General features: G+C 70.7%; 17 protein-coding genes. 4 read left to right on the plus strand and 13 right to left on the minus strand.

The features are described from left to right. Positions 1-42: 42 nt before the first annotated feature. Positions 43-822: a YqjF family protein gene (locus tag F7R91_RS29485; RefSeq protein WP_150953505.1), complete on the minus strand. Its 780-nt coding sequence runs from the start codon at positions 820-822 to the stop codon at positions 43-45. A 70-nt stretch (positions 823-892) separates the two neighbouring features. On the opposite strand from F7R91_RS29485, the gene F7R91_RS29490 reads away from it, so the two are divergent. Further along, on the plus strand, positions 893-1,222 hold the full coding sequence (locus F7R91_RS29490) for a TfoX/Sxy family protein (protein ID WP_150953508.1): 330 nt from the start codon (positions 893-895) through the stop codon (positions 1,220-1,222). 104 nt (positions 1,223-1,326) lie between these two features. Then, positions 1,327-1,998, plus strand: coding sequence for an enoyl-CoA hydratase-related protein (locus F7R91_RS29495; protein ID WP_150953510.1), 672 nt, complete (start codon positions 1,327-1,329; stop codon positions 1,996-1,998). Between the two features lie 207 nt (positions 1,999-2,205). Here the strand turns inward: F7R91_RS29495 and F7R91_RS29500 are convergent, their stop codons facing one another. Together F7R91_RS29500 and F7R91_RS29505 are read right to left on the minus strand one after the other, a co-directional pair. Continuing rightward, complete coding sequence (locus F7R91_RS29500; protein ID WP_150953513.1) at positions 2,206-2,430, minus strand: helix-turn-helix domain-containing protein; 225 nt, start codon at positions 2,428-2,430, stop codon at positions 2,206-2,208. Beyond that, positions 2,430-2,927, minus strand: coding sequence for a DUF2975 domain-containing protein (locus tag F7R91_RS29505; protein WP_150953516.1), 498 nt, complete (start codon positions 2,925-2,927; stop codon positions 2,430-2,432). Before F7R91_RS29505 ends, F7R91_RS29500 begins: the two co-directional genes overlap by 1 nt. Before the next feature lie 97 nt (positions 2,928-3,024). On the opposite strand from F7R91_RS29505, the gene argG reads away from it, so the two are divergent. Continuing rightward, entirely contained in the window at positions 3,025-4,479 is a 1,455-nt protein-coding gene (gene argG, locus F7R91_RS29510) for an argininosuccinate synthase (RefSeq protein WP_150953519.1), read from the plus strand. A gap of 270 nt (positions 4,480-4,749) precedes the next feature. Further along, a complete protein-coding gene (locus tag F7R91_RS29515; RefSeq protein WP_150953523.1) occupies positions 4,750-6,138 on the plus strand; it encodes a Tat pathway signal sequence domain protein in 1,389 nt (462 codons plus the stop codon). Positions 6,139-6,196: 58 nt separating this feature from the next. Here the strand turns inward: F7R91_RS29515 and F7R91_RS43870 are convergent, their stop codons facing one another. The 10 genes from F7R91_RS43870 to F7R91_RS29560 are packed head-to-tail and all read right to left on the minus strand — an operon-like array spanning position 6,197 to position 14,876. Beyond that, entirely contained in the window at positions 6,197-6,328 is a 132-nt protein-coding gene (locus F7R91_RS43870; protein WP_269144771.1) for a DUF6893 family small protein, read from the minus strand. Between the two features lie 7 nt (positions 6,329-6,335). Beyond that, entirely contained in the window at positions 6,336-7,097 is a 762-nt protein-coding gene (locus F7R91_RS44095; protein ID WP_331000646.1) for a hydrogenase maturation protease, read from the minus strand. Beyond that, the gene (locus F7R91_RS29525; protein WP_150953525.1) at positions 7,094-8,134 is read right to left on the minus strand and encodes a hypothetical protein; all 1,041 of its coding nucleotides are present in this window, start codon (positions 8,132-8,134) and stop codon (positions 7,094-7,096) included. The genes F7R91_RS44095 and F7R91_RS29525 overlap by 4 nt, the downstream gene beginning before the upstream one ends. After that, on the minus strand, positions 8,131-8,829 hold the full coding sequence (locus F7R91_RS29530) for a DUF6084 family protein (RefSeq protein WP_150953528.1): 699 nt from the start codon (positions 8,827-8,829) through the stop codon (positions 8,131-8,133). The genes F7R91_RS29525 and F7R91_RS29530 overlap by 4 nt, the downstream gene beginning before the upstream one ends. Continuing rightward, positions 8,826-9,032 (minus strand): hypothetical protein, encoded by a 207-nt coding sequence (locus tag F7R91_RS29535; protein ID WP_150953531.1) that lies wholly within the window; start codon positions 9,030-9,032, stop codon positions 8,826-8,828. Before F7R91_RS29535 ends, F7R91_RS29530 begins: the two co-directional genes overlap by 4 nt. Further along, entirely contained in the window at positions 9,017-9,667 is a 651-nt protein-coding gene (locus F7R91_RS29540) for a DUF5947 family protein (RefSeq protein ID WP_150953534.1), read from the minus strand. Before F7R91_RS29540 ends, F7R91_RS29535 begins: the two co-directional genes overlap by 16 nt. Then, entirely contained in the window at positions 9,664-10,197 is a 534-nt protein-coding gene (locus F7R91_RS29545; protein ID WP_150953537.1) for a nitrogen fixation protein NifU, read from the minus strand. Before F7R91_RS29545 ends, F7R91_RS29540 begins: the two co-directional genes overlap by 4 nt. Continuing rightward, positions 10,194-11,999, minus strand: a complete 1,806-nt coding sequence (locus F7R91_RS29550; protein ID WP_150953540.1) for a nickel-dependent hydrogenase large subunit — start codon at positions 11,997-11,999, stop codon at positions 10,194-10,196. The genes F7R91_RS29545 and F7R91_RS29550 overlap by 4 nt, the downstream gene beginning before the upstream one ends. Positions 12,000-12,045: 46 nt before the next feature. Then, entirely contained in the window at positions 12,046-13,104 is a 1,059-nt protein-coding gene (locus tag F7R91_RS29555) for an NADH-quinone oxidoreductase subunit B family protein (protein WP_150953543.1), read from the minus strand. A gap of 50 nt (positions 13,105-13,154) precedes the next feature. Beyond that, positions 13,155-14,876 (minus strand): enoyl-CoA hydratase-related protein, encoded by a 1,722-nt coding sequence (locus F7R91_RS29560; protein WP_150953658.1) that lies wholly within the window; start codon positions 14,874-14,876, stop codon positions 13,155-13,157. Between the last annotated feature and the right edge of the window lie 60 nt (positions 14,877-14,936).

The following is a 14,936-nucleotide window of genomic DNA, read 5'->3' on the forward strand; positions in this document are numbered from 1 at the left end:
GGCGCGTTGGTCTGAGCCGATCAGGGCAGGAGGAGGCGTTCGTCAGCGGAGCCGACCGGCAGCCCGGTCCCGGTCCGGCAGGCGACGCCTGCCGGACCGGTCGGCGTCGCCGTCCCGTCGCGCGGCACAGGGCCGGGAGACGCCGAGCCGCACATGCCTGACCCCCGGTGAGAAGTGCACGACGGGCTCGCCGGCGGGTGCGGGGAGGCCCACCGCGTCGAGCAGGGTCTCGTGACAGACCTCGACCGTGGCACCGGCCAGAGGCCAGGGCTCGTGCTCCACCGGTGTCTCCCAGAGCACGCCGAACCGGCGTGTGTACGCCCGCCAGCGCGACGTCAGCCATACGTCCCGCTCCGTGGGCGCGATCGGTTCGCCGGGGCGGACGACCATGCGATACGAAGCCCTGCCTCCCCACCTCGACCCGGCATACGTCATGCCGTCCCCGTCCGCGGAGACTCTGAGCCTCGCGAGGCTGTACGGCGCGCCGACGGCCCGGGCCGCCAGCATCAGCGGGCTGGACACGTCGATGGACAGGAACCAGAGGCCGTCCCGCCCGTTCCGGTGCCGGACATACGTCCGCAGGTTGGTCTCCTGGAACGGCGGAAGCCGCGCGGCGGAAACGCCGGGAGGACGCATGCCCGCCATCACGAAGGGTGTCAGGCTCACCCACGCCGCACCGTCGTACTCGTCGGCGGTCAGTTCGGCGGGCAGCAGCGACTGCACCTGGTCGGGCCGGTAGGGCCAGTGGACGAACGTCTGCGTCAGCCACTCCGCCTGGATCGCAGGAACCAGGACCCGCTGCTCCGCTCCGTACGCCACCACGGATTCCGAGTCCCCCGAAGCGGCCGGCCCATGCCGCGCACCGGCCGCCCATGGCGGGGATGCTGGATTCATGGCGTACGACGAAGGACTGGCCGGACGGATCCGGGATCACCTGAGCGCGCACCCCGGCGTCACCGAGAAGCGCATGTTCGGGGGCGTCGCCTTCCTCCACTCCGGCAACATGGCCGTCGGTGTGACCGGCGACGACCTGATGGTCCGGGTCGGGCCCGACAACACGGAAGCGGCGCTGGCCCGCCCGGGCACCCGGCTGTTCGACATGACCGGCCGCCCGATGCGCGGCTGGATCCTCGTCGCGGGGACCGCGCTCACCGAGGACGACACGCTCGCGCAGTGGATCGACGACGGGTACGCCTTCGCGGGGACCCTGCCGCCCAAGTGAGGGGACATCGCCCCTTGCCTGTTCACGCCGCGAAGTCTAAGCTACCGCTTAGTAGCCAGTGACTTCCCCTTCCTCTCCCCTCCCCCAGCTCCGAAGGAGCCGCCGTGCCCACGCTCGACCGTCAGGACAGCGTCTTCGTCCTCGATCTCGGAGACGGCGAGAACCGCTTCCACCCCGACTGGATCAGCTCCGTCGACGCCGCGCTGGACGAGGTGGAGAAGGCAGAAGGACCGCGCGCCCTGGTGACCGCCGCCACGGGGAAGATCTACTCCAACGGCCTCGACCTGGACTGGCTGTTCGCCCACGCCGACCAGTACCAGGAGTACGTCGTCTCCGTGCACGCCCTCTTCGCGAGGATGCTGCGGCTGCCCGTGATCACCGTGGCCGCGCTGCAGGGGCACACGTTCGCCGCCGGCGCGATGTTCTCCCTGGCGCACGACTTCCGGGTGATGCGCGCCGACCGCGGTTTCTGGTGCCTGCCCGAGGCGGACATCAACATCCCCTTCACTCCGGCCATGTCCGCGCTGATCCAGGCCCGGCTGACCCCGCAGACCGCGCACGAGGCCATGGTCACCGCCCGGCGCTACGGCGGCCACGACGCTCTCGCGGCGGGCATCGTCGACCACGCGGTGGACGAGGCGGCCGTCCGCACCACCGCACTCGAGATCGCAACTGCCCTGGTGGCAAAGGCGGGCGACACGCTCGGCACCATCAAGACCCGCATGTACGCCCCCGCCTTGACCACCCTGCGCGAGACGACCGATCCGCTCGGCTGACAAGCCGTCAACCGGTGGGGCGAGGAAAGAGCGGGCGGCGAGCACCATGTCGAGTCGCCCCGCCGCCGCCTCGTCGTCCTGCCGTTCCGCTCGGGCCAGCTCCTTGGGCCGGGCGGTCTCCAGCATCGGCGTCATGATCACGTATGCGCCGGGCGAGCATGCGCTTTTCCCGTCGCTGACCTGCTGGACCTCGGAGGGCTGCAGGGCTCAGGCTTCGTCCGTCCCGTCGTCGGGCACCCAGCGCAGTACGTCGCCGGGCTGACAGCCGAGGGTGCGGCAGATCGCGTCGAGCGTCGTGAACCGCACCGCTTTCGCGCGACCGTTCTTCAGTACGGCGATATTGGCGGGCGTGATACCGACAGCGTCGGCGAACTCGCCCACGGACAAGCCCCGTCCGGCCAGGTGGACGTCGAGGTCCACGATGATCGCCATCAGACCACCTCGGCCATCTCGGTCTGCAGATCCGTCGCCTTCCGCAGCAGGCTTCGCATGACGACGACGAGCATCGCGAACGACGCCCCCACGCCGACGCTCGCGGCCGCCGCGAACAGCGCGCTGATGAGATCCATACCGTCGCCGGGCGAGGGGATGTCGGCCAGGGCCAGATGCCCCGTGACGCCGAGGGCCAGCAGCGTAGCCACGACCGAGGCCCCGATGATGATGTCGACCCACCGGAACGCCCGCGGTGTGAAGATCGCATCCCGCTGGACCATGGTGAGCAGCATCCACACCGCGACCAGCGCGACCTGGACGCAGACGACACCGACGATCGCGACCGTCACATAGGGCGCGGCGAACGGGGCGTACGGCGGGAAGCGGTCGACCTCGTCCGCCGCAGTCGTCGGTATGACCACGATCTGGCCGAAGAGACCGAACAGGAACGCTGCGACGATGCCGACCCGGAGCGCGGTGATGAAAGCCTGATGCATATATCGATTGTCGATTGATTTCGATCGAAAATCAATCGATCCGAGGAGACACGACGGGAGCGTTGCATGGTCATGCGAAATCCTGCATACTCTTCCCATGTCCAAGGTCCTCACCTCCCTTCCCGTCGGCGAGCGCGTCGGCATCGCCTTCTCGGGCGGCCTCGACACCTCGGTCGCGGTCGCGTGGATGCGCGACAAGGGCGCCGTCCCGTGCACCTACACCGCCGACATCGGCCAGTACGACGAGCCCGACATCGCCTCCGTGCCCGGTCGCGCCAAGACCTACGGTGCCGAGATCGCGCGCCTCGTCGACTGCCGTGCGGCGCTGGTCGAGGAGGGCCTGGCGGCGCTCACCTGCGGGGCGTTCCACATCCGTTCGGGCGGTCGCGCCTATTTCAACACCACGCCGCTCGGCCGCGCCGTCACCGGCACGCTCCTGGTCCGGGCGATGCTCGAGGACGACGTACAGATCTGGGGCGACGGCTCGACCTTCAAGGGCAACGACATCGAGCGGTTCTACCGGTACGGCCTGCTCGCCAACCCGCACCTGCGGATCTACAAACCCTGGCTGGACGCGGACTTCGTGACCGAGCTCGGCGGCCGCAAGGAGATGTCGGAGTGGCTGCTCGCCCACGGTCTCCCCTACCGCGACAGCACGGAGAAGGCGTACTCCACCGACGCCAACATCTGGGGCGCCACCCACGAGGCCAAGACCCTGGAGCACCTGGACACCGGCGTGGAGACCGTGCAGCCCATCATGGGCGTGCGGTTCTGGGACCCCTCGGTCGAGATCGCCGCCGAGGACGTGACGGTCGGCTTCGACCAGGGCCGCCCCGTGACGATCAACGGCAAGGAGTTCGCCTCCCCCGTCGACCTGGTGATGGAGGCCAACGCCATCGGCGGCCGCCACGGCCTCGGCATGTCGGACCAGATCGAGAACCGGATCATCGAGGCCAAGAGCCGCGGCATCTACGAGGCGCCCGGCATGGCCCTGCTGCACGCGGCCTACGAGCGCCTGGTCAACGCGATCCACAACGAGGACACCCTCGCCCAGTACCACACCGAGGGACGGCGCCTCGGCCGGCTGATGTACGAGGGCCGCTGGCTGGACCCGCAGTCGCTGATGATCCGGGAATCGCTGCAGCGCTGGGTCGGCTCGGCCGTCACCGGCGAGGTGACGCTGCGGCTGCGGCGCGGTGAGGACTACTCGGTCCTCGACACCACGGGCCCGGCGTTCAGCTACCACCCGGACAAGCTGTCCATGGAGCGCACCGAGGACTCGGCCTTCGGCCCGGTGGACCGGATCGGCCAGCTCACCATGCGCAACCTCGACATCGCGGACTCGCGCGCCAAGCTGGAGCAGTACGCCGGGCTCGGCCTGATCGGCACCGGCTCCCCCGCCATCGGTGCCGCCCAGGCGGCCGCCACCGGACTGATCGGCACCATGCCGGAGATGCCGGAGGGCGGCGCCGAAGCCATCGCCTCCCGGGGCGAGGTCTCCGAGGACGAGGAGCTGCTGGACCGCGCGGCGATGGAGTTCGGGACGGACTGACCGCCCCCCGCGGGGATACCCCACGGCGAAGGCCGGCGCGGCGCCATCGGCGTCGAGCCGGCCTTCGCCGTTCTGGCAGGCGCGGCCGCCAGAGGGGCACGGTGCCACCCTGTGCCCCTCACGCCCCTCCCGCCTCAGCTGATGCGTGTCATAGCCGTTGACCCCAAACTGACAGGGCAGCACAATGAGCGCGCATGCCCTGAGAGCGCTCTCAGAACACGCCCCGCCTCCACGTCCCGCACCGTGAACCCGCGACCTCCGAGGAGATCAATGACCGGCAGCCAAGGCTCGGTGTTCAGCCGCCGTGCGCTCATAGGAACGGGACTCGGTGTCGGCGCAGCGGCGTTGGCCGCAGCCGGCTCCGGCGCGGCGCATGCGGCTCGGCCCCCGTACGCCGCCGAAGCCTCAGCCCCGCGCCGGGCGTATGCGTTCCTCGACGCCGCCATGGACGCCTACCCGGATCACGGCACCACCCGGCTGGCCCAGAGCTACACCGACCAGGCCGGCCTGTTCAGCACGGCGTTCACCTACGACAACGCCCTGGTGATCCTGGCGAACCTCGCGTCCCGCACCAAGAACGCCCGCTCCCGGGCCACGGCACTCGGCGACGCGCTCCTCTACGCCCAGGCCCATGACCCGGCGTACGACGACGGCAGACTGCGCCAGGCCTACAACGTCGGGCCGTACACCTATTACGACGGTTCCTCGCAGCCCGACGGCTTCGTACGGCCGGACGGCACGGCCAACGTCGGAACCCAGTTCGGCTTCACCGGCACCGCAGTGGGCGACATGGCCTGGGCCGGCATCGCGCTGAGCGCACTCGCCCGCCGTACCGGAGAACGGCGTTTCCTCACCGGCGCCGTACGGATCGGCGAGTGGATCGACCGCGTCGCGCGCACCGACGAACCCCTCGGCGGCTACAAGTTCGGCGTCGACGGCGCCGGCAAGAAACTGCCCTACACCGCGACCGAGCACAACACCGACCTGGTCGGCCTGTTCGGACAGCTCGCCCGGCTCACCGGGGACCGGGTGTGGCTGGAGCGGCGCGCGCGTGCCGCGGCCTTCGTCAGGAAGATGTGGGAGCCGTCCGGAGGCTTCTTCTACACCGGTTCCGACGACGGCGTGACGATCAACAAGTCGCCCATTCCCGAGGACACCCAGACCTGGACCCAGCTCGCCCTCGCCTCCCCCGCCCATGCGCGGTCGGTGGACTGGGCGAGGACCGAACTGGCCGTGCTGGACACGGCCGACCGACGCAACAGCACGGTGCCGGCGGGCCAGTCCTACGAAGGCGTCACCTTCAGCTCCGCCAGTCTCCTCGCGAACGAGGACGCCCCGATCGCGCAGTTCCAGCCCAAGCCCGATCGCAGCGGCGTCTGGTTCGAGGGAACCGCCCACCTTGCGCTCGCCCTGCGCAACCGGCACGCCCCCGGCGACGAAGGACGCGCCCGGCGGCTGATCGCCTCCATCGAGCGGGCACAGGACCGGCTCGGCGGCAACCAGACCGTCGGGGGCAAGGCGCTGCCGGGGAAGTCCGGAGTCGTCTCGGCGAGCAGCCCGCTCGACACCGGTTTCGGGTTCGGCTACTACCCCTACCGGCACACGGGAGCCACCGCCTGGTACCTGATGGCGGTGGCACGCGCGAACCCCCTGCGGTGAGCGCCCGCGGTGAGGCGCACGGATCGCCTCACCGCTGTCACGCGTCATCTGCCGGGGATCACATGCTCTTCAGCTTCATGTAGCGGCGGACCTCCGGCAGTTCGGTCAGGGCGATCAGAGCCACGACCGCCGAGACCGCTGCGACCGCGGCTCTCACTACGCCGGCGGGGATGAAGATGCCGTTCTTCATGGCGGGTTCACCTCCTCTCGGCGTCGGCCAGAATGTCCGTGACCACGGACTCGACGAAGGGCACGGAGCGCTCGACCGCGTCGCGGACCGGTCCGCTGAGGCCGACGACGACATCGATCTCGTCGCCGTTCATGCGGATCTGCGGCTCGCAGCCGACGACGAGGACACGGGGCAGCTGCCCGTCGCCGAGGCTCCGGGCGAGGGCGAGGACCTTGACGGGGTCCATGGCATGTGCCTCGGGCGTGCCGCCTGCGGGGAGTTGCGCGAGGTCGGGCTCGATGAGGCTGAGCGTCCCGGGCGGCTGTCCGTGCGGCGTGGCGTCCAGCAGGACGACGGTGTCGTAGCCGTCCAGCATGCGGTAGGCGAGGTCCATGCCGCGGATGCCGAAGTCGGCGACGTGGACGCCGTCGGGCAGCGGGCGGCGGGCCAGCGCCGCCGCGGCCTCGGGCCCGAAGCCGTCGTCGGCCATGAAGATGTTGCCGACGCCCGCGACCAGTACCCGGTGGCCCGGCGGGCCGCCGGCGGGCCCGGTGAGCGGTTCGAGCTCGTCGGGGGCGAAGAAGAACCGGTGGCCGATCTGGCTCGCGGCACCGAGGTCACGGCCCGGGTCTCCTTCGAGGACGACGGCGACATGCACCTGTCCCTCGAAGTCCTCCTCCACGGCGGCGACTTCGGCGATCCGTCCGTCCAGGGCCAGGTCCATGATGTCCGCCCGCCGGGACGGCCGCAGCCGCACCCGAGTGCCGGGACGGTAGGAGACGCCGTTCACTTTCCCTCCCGCGGGGCCGCGTTGAACTCGCGGATGGTGCCGTGCAGCGCCATCAGGTCGTCGGTGCCGAGCCCGGCGCAGCGGTCGAGGATCTCGCGCGCCCGTGGGTCGCTCGCCCGTGCCTCGGCCCGTTCCTCCTCGGTCAGGCTCAGCACGCTCAGCACGAGCAGCTGGTCGATCTCGGTTCCGTCGAAGAGGTCGCCCGGGCTTTCGGGCGCGACCCGCGGGAAGTCGTACAGCGTGACCGGTGAGGACAGCACGGTGCGGGCCCGGCCGTCGCCCTGGTCGGTGCCGACGAGCACCGGCCAGGTGCCCTCGTTGCGGCAGGCGGCGGCGTGGTCGCGCAGCGAGGCGGGCGGGTCGAGGAGGGAGACGAAGCGGCCACGGTCGCTGTGCAGCACGGTGTGGGTGGAGACGAAGGCGTACGAGGCCGCCTCCTCCCTCGTGTGCCGGGTCCCGGGGTCGGGGACGGGGCAGGCGGTGCTGTTGGAGATCCGGACGGTCAGCCGGCGTACGCCGTCCGCGACCGGTTCGGCCGTGACCTCGACGGTGCCGGTGAGCCGCTGCCACTCCCGTACGAGACAGGCGTCCCCGCCCGGCAGCTCCTCGGTGTCGGTGCCCTCGGGGAGGTCGACGGCCGCCCGGCCGGCGGCGCCGGTCAGCACGACCTCGCGTTCGGTCACTTCCTGCCAGCTGACGTAGCGTTCCCCGCCCACGGTCAGCGCGTCGACGGGACGGCCGTACTGGGTCACGGTGCGGTTCACCACCTGAAGGAAACGCACCCGCACCGTGAGGTCGTCGGCGGGCCCCTCGTGGAGTACGCGGGTGGTCATGGCGGCCGGTTCGCCGAGCGCGTCGGCGCAGGCGGCGGGGAAGACACCGCCGAAGGTCCAGCGTTTGGCGTTCTTCAGCGCGGACCGGCGGTAGGGCCACAGCAGATAGCCCTCGTAGAGGCAGGTCCGGGTGATCTTCTCGACCTCCGAGAGGTCGGAGAGATCCGGGAGATCCGGGAGGTCCGAAGGGTCGGTGCGGGTCATGTGGTGGTGGTCCCCGAGTGGTGGAGGGCGGCGCCGTCGAGCAGGGCGCGCACGGCGTCGTCCGGGGTGCCGAGGACGTGCCGGGCGCGGTAGGCGTCGAGGCGGTCGTAGGTCTCGCGGGACAGCCGCAGCCAGGGGCTGCCCGCGTGGTAGCGGTCGGTCAGGGAGTGCCAGAGGGCGGCGGGGAGGGCGTAGCGGCTGTCGCCGTCGCTCCAGGAGATCCGGGAGGCGGTGAGGCCGCCCGAGCCCGGCGCTCGATGGAAAACGGTGCCGCTGAAGAGGAAGTCCAGCGGCACGTCGCCCTCACCGACGGCTCGCAGATATTTGGTGACGGCCAGTTCGGTGTCGTACGAGCACTCGACGGGGATCTGCACCGTCGTACGCTCGTCGAAGGCCGGGACATGGACCGTGGTCCGCGTCCAGGTGAGCGGCCGCATGCCGGTCGCCCACTGCTCGGGCGCCCCGAACAACTCGCGGAGCGCCTCCTCGGAGTCGGGGCCGTAGCGGCGGCGGGCGACGTCGATGCGGAGGACGGCGGTCAGGGCGACGGAGCTGACGGGTCCGCCGCCCGTCCGGGTGATGTCCAGGCCGAAGCGGAGGGTGGGCAGCGCGGCGAAGCGCTCCTCCTCCGCTCCGGTGACGGCGAAGGCCAGGTCCGGTGCCGCGGAAGCGGACAGCGCGGGCGGCGCCGTCATGCCGGGGAGAGGTTGGGCATGTCCGGCAGGACCGGGTTGTGGTGCCGGGCGTTGATGCCGGTGGAGCGGCGGGCCGTGGAGCGGTCGTCGCGGCGGTGGCCCGGCTGACGCTTGTAGAAACCGCGGTGGTTGCCGCGCCGTACGCCGGCGACGTGCGCGGGCTTGTCGGGCTCGACGTCGGGTGTGCCTACGGTGATGCCCATGACGCCTCCTCGGTGGTGAAGGGGGTGGGTTCGGTCAGTCCTCGGAAGAAGTCCTCGACCCGCTGCCACACCTCAGGGCCGCCGTCCAGTCCCTTCCAGTGTGCGCGCACGACGGCGACCAGGCGGTAGCAGTCGTCGAGCGGGAGCAGCCAGTGCTCGCTCGCCCCGTGGGCCCGGTTCACCAGCAGTGCCTGTACGTCGGGAACGAGGCCCGGCAGGTCGGGATGGCCCTGCTCGACCTCCCGCCAGCTCTCGGGGGGAACGGTCGCCCGCAGCGCGCCCAGTGGGCTCGGGTAGGCCGCGGTGACCTCCCCGCTCTCTCCGGAACGGGTGAAGAAGGCGAGGGAGACGGGGACTTGGAGGCCCGCCCACACGGCGTCGTCGATGCGGCAGCCGTCGAGCCGCCGCCGCTCCTCGGGCAGCAGCCGGTAGCCGCCGCCCGAGGTGGCGTCGTGGTCGAAGAGCACGGCACAGGCGCGGCAGGCACAGGACACGGCGCCCGTGGCGGGCTGGAGGACATGGCGGTGCGGGACTCCCGGCGGCAGCGGCTCGGCGCACAGGTCGCACCGCTCCTCGCGGGTGTCGTGTCCCTGGGCCCGGGCGGCCTGCCGGGCCACCCGCCGCAGTCCGCTCATCCGCGGGCACCTCCGGACACGGGCGCACGGTCGCGGAACAGCGCGTCGACGGGGATCAGTGTCTCCTGCGCAGCACCGCCGTCCACGCGTACGTCCTCGATCTCCGGCGCCCGCGCGGCCAGGGTCTCCCGTACGGCCTGCTCGGCGGACGTGGCGGAGCCGCAGCCTCCTGCCGGGACGCGGACCCGTACGGCCGTCTCGGACAGTTCGACCAGTTCGGGCGGGCCGGGCAGGTCGGCCAGGGCCTCCCGTACTCGGCTCTCGACCGGGTCGGGGTGCAGGTCGTGCACGAGCAGGAGGTGGCCGACCAGGTCGTCGGTGGCCAGCCGGCGCAGGAGATCGGGGTGGTCCTCCAGTTGGGCCGTGATCCGTCCCAGGCACTGCCCGTACAGCCCGACGAGTGTCTCGACGGTCTGGGCGGCCCGCGCCGCGGCGAGGCCGTCCGGCAGGGCGTCCAGGCCGGACAGCCGCTCCTCGGCGAGCGCCACCTGGCTCCGGGCGACCGCGTCGTCCCAGGGTTCCCAGCTCATCCGTGGCCGCCCTGGTCCGCCAGGGTGCCGAAGGTCGGCGAGTGGGACTGAGTGAGGGTACGGCCACCGCCGAGGTACATGTGGACGCCGCACGGCAGGCAGGGGTCGAAGCTGCGGACGGTGCGCATGATGTCGATGCCCTTGAAGTTCTCCGGCCCGTTCTCCTCGAAGATCGGGCAGCCCTGCACCGCGTCCTCGTACGGTCCGGGAGTGCCGTAGAAGTCGCGCGGGCTGGCGTTCCACGGAGTCGGCGGGTACGGGTGGTAGTTGGCGATCTTCCCGTCGCGGATGACCATGTGATGGCTGAGCACCCCGCGCACGGCCTCGTGGAAGCCGCAGCCGATGGCGTCCTTGGGCACCTTGAAGTCCTGGAACGTCTTGGTGACGCCGGAGCGGACCTCGTTCAGGGCCTGGTCGACGAAGTGCAGGGCCATGCCGGCCGCGTAGGCGACGAAGTACATGCGGGCCCGGTTGCGCTCGATGGTGTTGGGGAACGCCGGCGGCGTCCACTCCAGCCGGACCTCGGGCGAGGACGGGGTCCTGGGCAGGTCGATCTGCACGCTGTGCCCGGTGGAGCGCACATACGGGGTCTCGACCTTCCCGGCGAGTGCGGTGGCCCACAGACGGGCGATGGGGCCGCCGCCGGTGTCCAGCGCGAGGAAGTCGCTGGTGCGCTTGTCGAACCAGCGGGGGCTCATCACCCAGCTGTAGTTGCCGCCGTCCAGGTCACGCTTCTGCGGAGCGGGCAGGGTGGTCTGGTTCCAGGGGTGGCGCTTGTCGACGGGGTTGCCGAGCGGGTCCTTGTCGACGAACGTCTCCTCGGCCGTCCAGTCCTCGTAGTACGAGCTGCCGAGCAGGATGCGCATGCCGAGGTTGATGTCGACCAGGTCCGTGGTGACGAGCTGGTTGTCGACCACGATGCCCGGCGTGACGAACATGCGGTTGCCCCACTCGTTCATCCGCTTGTAGCTGTAGTCGACGACCTCGGGGTCCTGGAAGGCGCCCCAGCAGCCGAGCAGCGTACGGCGGCGGCCGACCTCCTCGTAGCCGGGCAGGGCCTCGTAGAAGAAGTCGAAGACGTCGTCGTTCATGGCGACGGCGCGCTTGACGAAGTCCAGGCAGCGGGTGAGGCGGACCAGGTAGTCCGTGAAGAGCTGCGGGGTGGCAACCGTGCCGACACCGCCCGGGTACAGCGTGGAGGGGTGCACATGGCGGCCCTCCATCAGGCAGATCATCTCGCGGGTGAGGCGGCTCATGACGAGCGCCTCCTTGTACGTCTCGCCCTCGAAGGGGTTGTACGACCGCATGATGTCGCCGATCGTGCGGTGCCCGTGCTGGTCACCGCGCGGGGCCGGGGTGCGCTCGGCCCGCTCCCACACCCCCGGGTTGGTCTCCTTGACCATGCGTTCGCAGTAGTCGACGAAGACCATGTTGTCCTGGAAGATCGTGTGGTCGAACATGTACTCGGCGGCCTCGCCGAGGTTGACGATCCACTCGCCGAGCGGCGGTGTCTTCACGCCGTACGCCATGTTCTGCGCGTACACCGAGCAGGTGGCGTGGTTGTCCCCGCAGATGCCGCAGATCCGGCTGGTGATGAAGTGCGCGTCGCGGGGGTCCTTGCCCTTCATGAAGACGCTGTACCCACGGAAGATCGACGAAGTGCTCTTGCACTCCACGACCTCGCGGGCAGCGAAGTCGATCTTCGTGTAGATGCCCAGGTTGCCGACGATCCGGGTGATGGGGTCGAACGCGACATCGGTGAGGGTGCGCTGCTCGGCGGGGGCGGCCTGCCTCGTCGTCACTGGACGGTTTCCTTTCGCACGAAGAACGTATCCGGGGTACGGGGGGTCACTTGCCGGGCCGGTATCGCGGCGAGAAGCCGGACGTCAGCTGGGGGCGGTTGTGCCGCCACTTGGGCTCGCGGTTGACGGAGCGGTTGGTGACGGCGCGCAGGGTGCGCACCAGCGGGCCGTAGGTGGAGGCGAGGATGCCCGACGAGACGCTGCCGCCGGGGGGCTCGTCCATGAACGGCATGAACTTGTCGGGGAAGCCGGGCATGGTGCAGCCGATGCAGATGCCGCCGACGTTGGGGCAGCCGCCGACGCCGTCCATCCAGCCCCGCTTGGTGACGTTGCAGTTGACCACGGGGCCCCAGCAGCCGATCTTCACCTGGCACTTGGGCGAGTTGTAGTCCTTGGCGAAGTCGCCCTGCTCGTAGTAGGCGGCGCGGTCGCAGCCCTCGTGCACGGTCTTGCCGAACAGCCAGGTGGGGCGCAGCTGCTCGTCGAGCGGAATCGGCGGGGCCATCCCGGCGGCCTGGTAGAGCAGCCAGGTCACCGTCTCCATGAAGTTGTCCGGCTGGACGGGGCAGCCGGGCACATTGACGATCGGCAGTCCGCCGGCCGAGCGGAAGTCCCAGCCCAGGTAGTCGGCCAGGCCCATGCAGCCGGTGGGGTTGCCCGCCATCGCGTGGATACCGCCGTACGCGGCACAGGTGCCGATCGCGACGACGGCGAAGGCGCCGGGGGCGAGCCGGTCGATCCAGGTGTTGAGGGTGATGGGCTCACCGGTGCGCGGGTCGTTGCCCATCGAGGTCCAGTACCCTTCGCCGTTGATGCGCTCGTTGGGGATCGAGCCCTCCACGACGAGGACGTACGGGGCACCCAGCTCGCCGTCGGCGGCCTGGTGGAACGGGCGGGTGAAGTCGTCGGCGGTCTCGTAGGCGAGCACCTTGTTGTGCAGGACGACCTTCGGCAGTCCCGGAATGGCCCCAAGGACCACGTCCTCGATGCTGGGCAGCGATGCGGCCGTGACCGAGACGGTGTCGCCGTCGCAGCTCATGCCCTCGGAGGTCCACAGGATGTGAACCTCGTCCACGGCGGCGGGGGCCTGGGTGTCGGTGCTCATGGAGTCCCTTCCTGACGGCGTCCCCCGAAGCAGGCTGACATAGCAGTCATTCAGTCACCATTCGGACACTCCGTTCGGAGATGCCGGGGCGTCTCGTTCGGCCGTCTCTTGCGTACGAAGGCGGAACGCAGCGCGTGGTAGGGAGCGTCGGGGTCGTCGAAGACGGCACGCATGCGCGCCAGCTCGTCGGCCCGGTAGGCGCTGAGTGGACGTACGGCCTCGTCGCGCTCGCGTGCGGCCTTCTTCGCGCCCAGCCGGGCGGGCAGCCCCGGTGAGCGGGCCAGCCTGTCGGCCATTCGGGTGATCTCCGCCGCGAATTCGCTCGGGGCGCAGTCCACGACACGGTCCACCAGACCGAGGGCCTCGGCGGCGGGGGCGGTGAGCGGCAGCGCGTCCTCGGTGAGCCGCGCGGCGACGGCCGCACCGACCCGGCGCGGCAGCGTGTAGGTCCAGAACTCCGAACCGTACAGGCCCATCAGGCGGTAGTGCGGATTGAGGACGGCACCGCGGCGGCACCACACCTCGTCCGCGGCGAGGGCCAGCATGGCGCCGCCCGCGGCCGCGTTGCCGGGGAGTGCGGCGACGACCAGGCGGTCGGTGGTGGTCAGGATCTCCGCAACCAGGTCGTCGATCGCCTCGATGTTGGCGAGCGACTCGGCGGCGGGGTCGGCTGCGGCTTCGATGACGTTGAGGTGGATTCCGTTGGAGAAGAAGTCCCGGCTTCCGCCGAGGACGAGGACGTCGACCGGGCGCGTGAGGGCGTGGCGGTACGTTTCGAGGAGGCGTCGGCACTGGTCGGTGCTCATGGCTCCGCCGGGGAAGCGGAAGCGGATGAAGCCGACGGTTCCTGTTTCCTCGTAGGTGATGTCGGAGTAGGTCCCGCACGACGGTTGTCGGGTGCGGGTTGTGGGTGGTTGCTCGCGCCCACGCGGCGGAGCCGCACATGTCACAGCCCCGCGCTGCTGGTAGGCCACGGTTGCCGGGAGTTTGAAGGTGGGCGGGGATCCTGGTTTGCGGCGGGGGCGGAGTTCCGGGATCCAGACCGCGCCGTCCGTCGTCGCGCGGCAGATGGCGCCATGGTGTGTGGCCAGGATCTCGCCCGGAGTTCCCCTCAGCTGGTCCTCCGGGTGGCCGCCGTGGAGGTACCACTCCTCGCCGAGGAAGGTGTCGAGCACGCCGGGCTGGGAGTCGGCGGCTCGTAGTTTGCGCAGCACCGTTTCTGTCGGATCCCGGTGCCAGTCGATGCGGCGTTCCTCCTGGCTCAGGTACGGCTGCCAGGTGTGGGTGGCCGGCATGAGCGGGGTGCAGGTGCCCGAGGCGAAGCGTTCTACCGCGAGCAGCACCGCCCGCAGGGCCGCGTCGGACAGCTCGCCCCGGTACAGGTCGCTCTTGCCGACGTCCGGGGGAATGGCGAAGTCCGCCGACGCCCACACCGGTCCCGCGTCCATCTCGGCGACCGCCTGAAGGACCGTCACACCCCATCGGTCGAGGCCCGCCTGCACCGCCCGGTCGAGTGACGAGGGGCCACGGTCGCCGGGCGGTCCCGGGTGGACGATCAGACAGGGGTACGCCGACCAGACCTCTTCCGGGACCGCGGTCGTCAGCATGGGCGCGATCACCAGATCGGGCACATGGCGGCGCACCGCTGCGGTCAGGTCCTCGTCGTCGCCGAGGGCCAGCTCCACGCCGACCGGGTGTCCGAGGTCGCGCAACTCCGCGTGGACCCGCTGGGTGAGGCTGTTGAACGCGCTGGCGAGGAGCAGAATCCGCATCACGCGCCGATGCTGCCCGCCGACCGCCGCACGGAACGCGAGGCGCGCCCCGGGGGCCGC

The sequence above is a fragment of the Streptomyces luteolifulvus genome (assembly GCF_008806595.1).
GTDB lineage: Bacteria > Actinomycetota > Actinomycetes > Streptomycetales > Streptomycetaceae > Streptomyces > Streptomyces luteolifulvus.

Excerpts from the sequence above, each read along its gene's own strand:
- F7R91_RS29490 (WP_150953508.1), top strand. The coding sequence starts at position 893 with ATGGCGTACGACGAAGGACTGGCCGGACGGATCCGGGATCACCTGAGC.
- F7R91_RS29500 (WP_150953513.1), bottom strand. The coding sequence starts at position 2,430 with ATGGCGATCATCGTGGACCTCGACGTCCACCTGGCCGGACGGGGCTTG.
- F7R91_RS29505 (WP_150953516.1), bottom strand. The coding sequence starts at position 2,927 with ATGCATCAGGCTTTCATCACCGCGCTCCGGGTCGGCATCGTCGCAGCG.
- argG (WP_150953519.1), top strand. The coding sequence starts at position 3,025 with ATGTCCAAGGTCCTCACCTCCCTTCCCGTCGGCGAGCGCGTCGGCATC.
- F7R91_RS29515 (WP_150953523.1), top strand. The coding sequence starts at position 4,750 with ATGACCGGCAGCCAAGGCTCGGTGTTCAGCCGCCGTGCGCTCATAGGA.
- F7R91_RS43870 (WP_269144771.1), bottom strand. The coding sequence starts at position 6,328 with ATGAAGAACGGCATCTTCATCCCCGCCGGCGTAGTGAGAGCCGCGGTC.
- F7R91_RS29525 (WP_150953525.1), bottom strand. The coding sequence starts at position 8,134 with ATGACCCGCACCGACCCTTCGGACCTCCCGGATCTCCCGGATCTCTCC.
- F7R91_RS29530 (WP_150953528.1), bottom strand. The coding sequence starts at position 8,829 with ATGACGGCGCCGCCCGCGCTGTCCGCTTCCGCGGCACCGGACCTGGCC.
- F7R91_RS29535 (WP_150953531.1), bottom strand. The coding sequence starts at position 9,032 with ATGGGCATCACCGTAGGCACACCCGACGTCGAGCCCGACAAGCCCGCG.
- F7R91_RS29540 (WP_150953534.1), bottom strand. The coding sequence starts at position 9,667 with ATGAGCGGACTGCGGCGGGTGGCCCGGCAGGCCGCCCGGGCCCAGGGA.
- F7R91_RS29545 (WP_150953537.1), bottom strand. The coding sequence starts at position 10,197 with ATGAGCTGGGAACCCTGGGACGACGCGGTCGCCCGGAGCCAGGTGGCG.
- F7R91_RS29555 (WP_150953543.1), bottom strand. The coding sequence starts at position 13,104 with ATGAGCACCGACACCCAGGCCCCCGCCGCCGTGGACGAGGTTCACATC.
- F7R91_RS29560 (WP_150953658.1), bottom strand. The coding sequence starts at position 14,876 with ATGCGGATTCTGCTCCTCGCCAGCGCGTTCAACAGCCTCACCCAGCGG.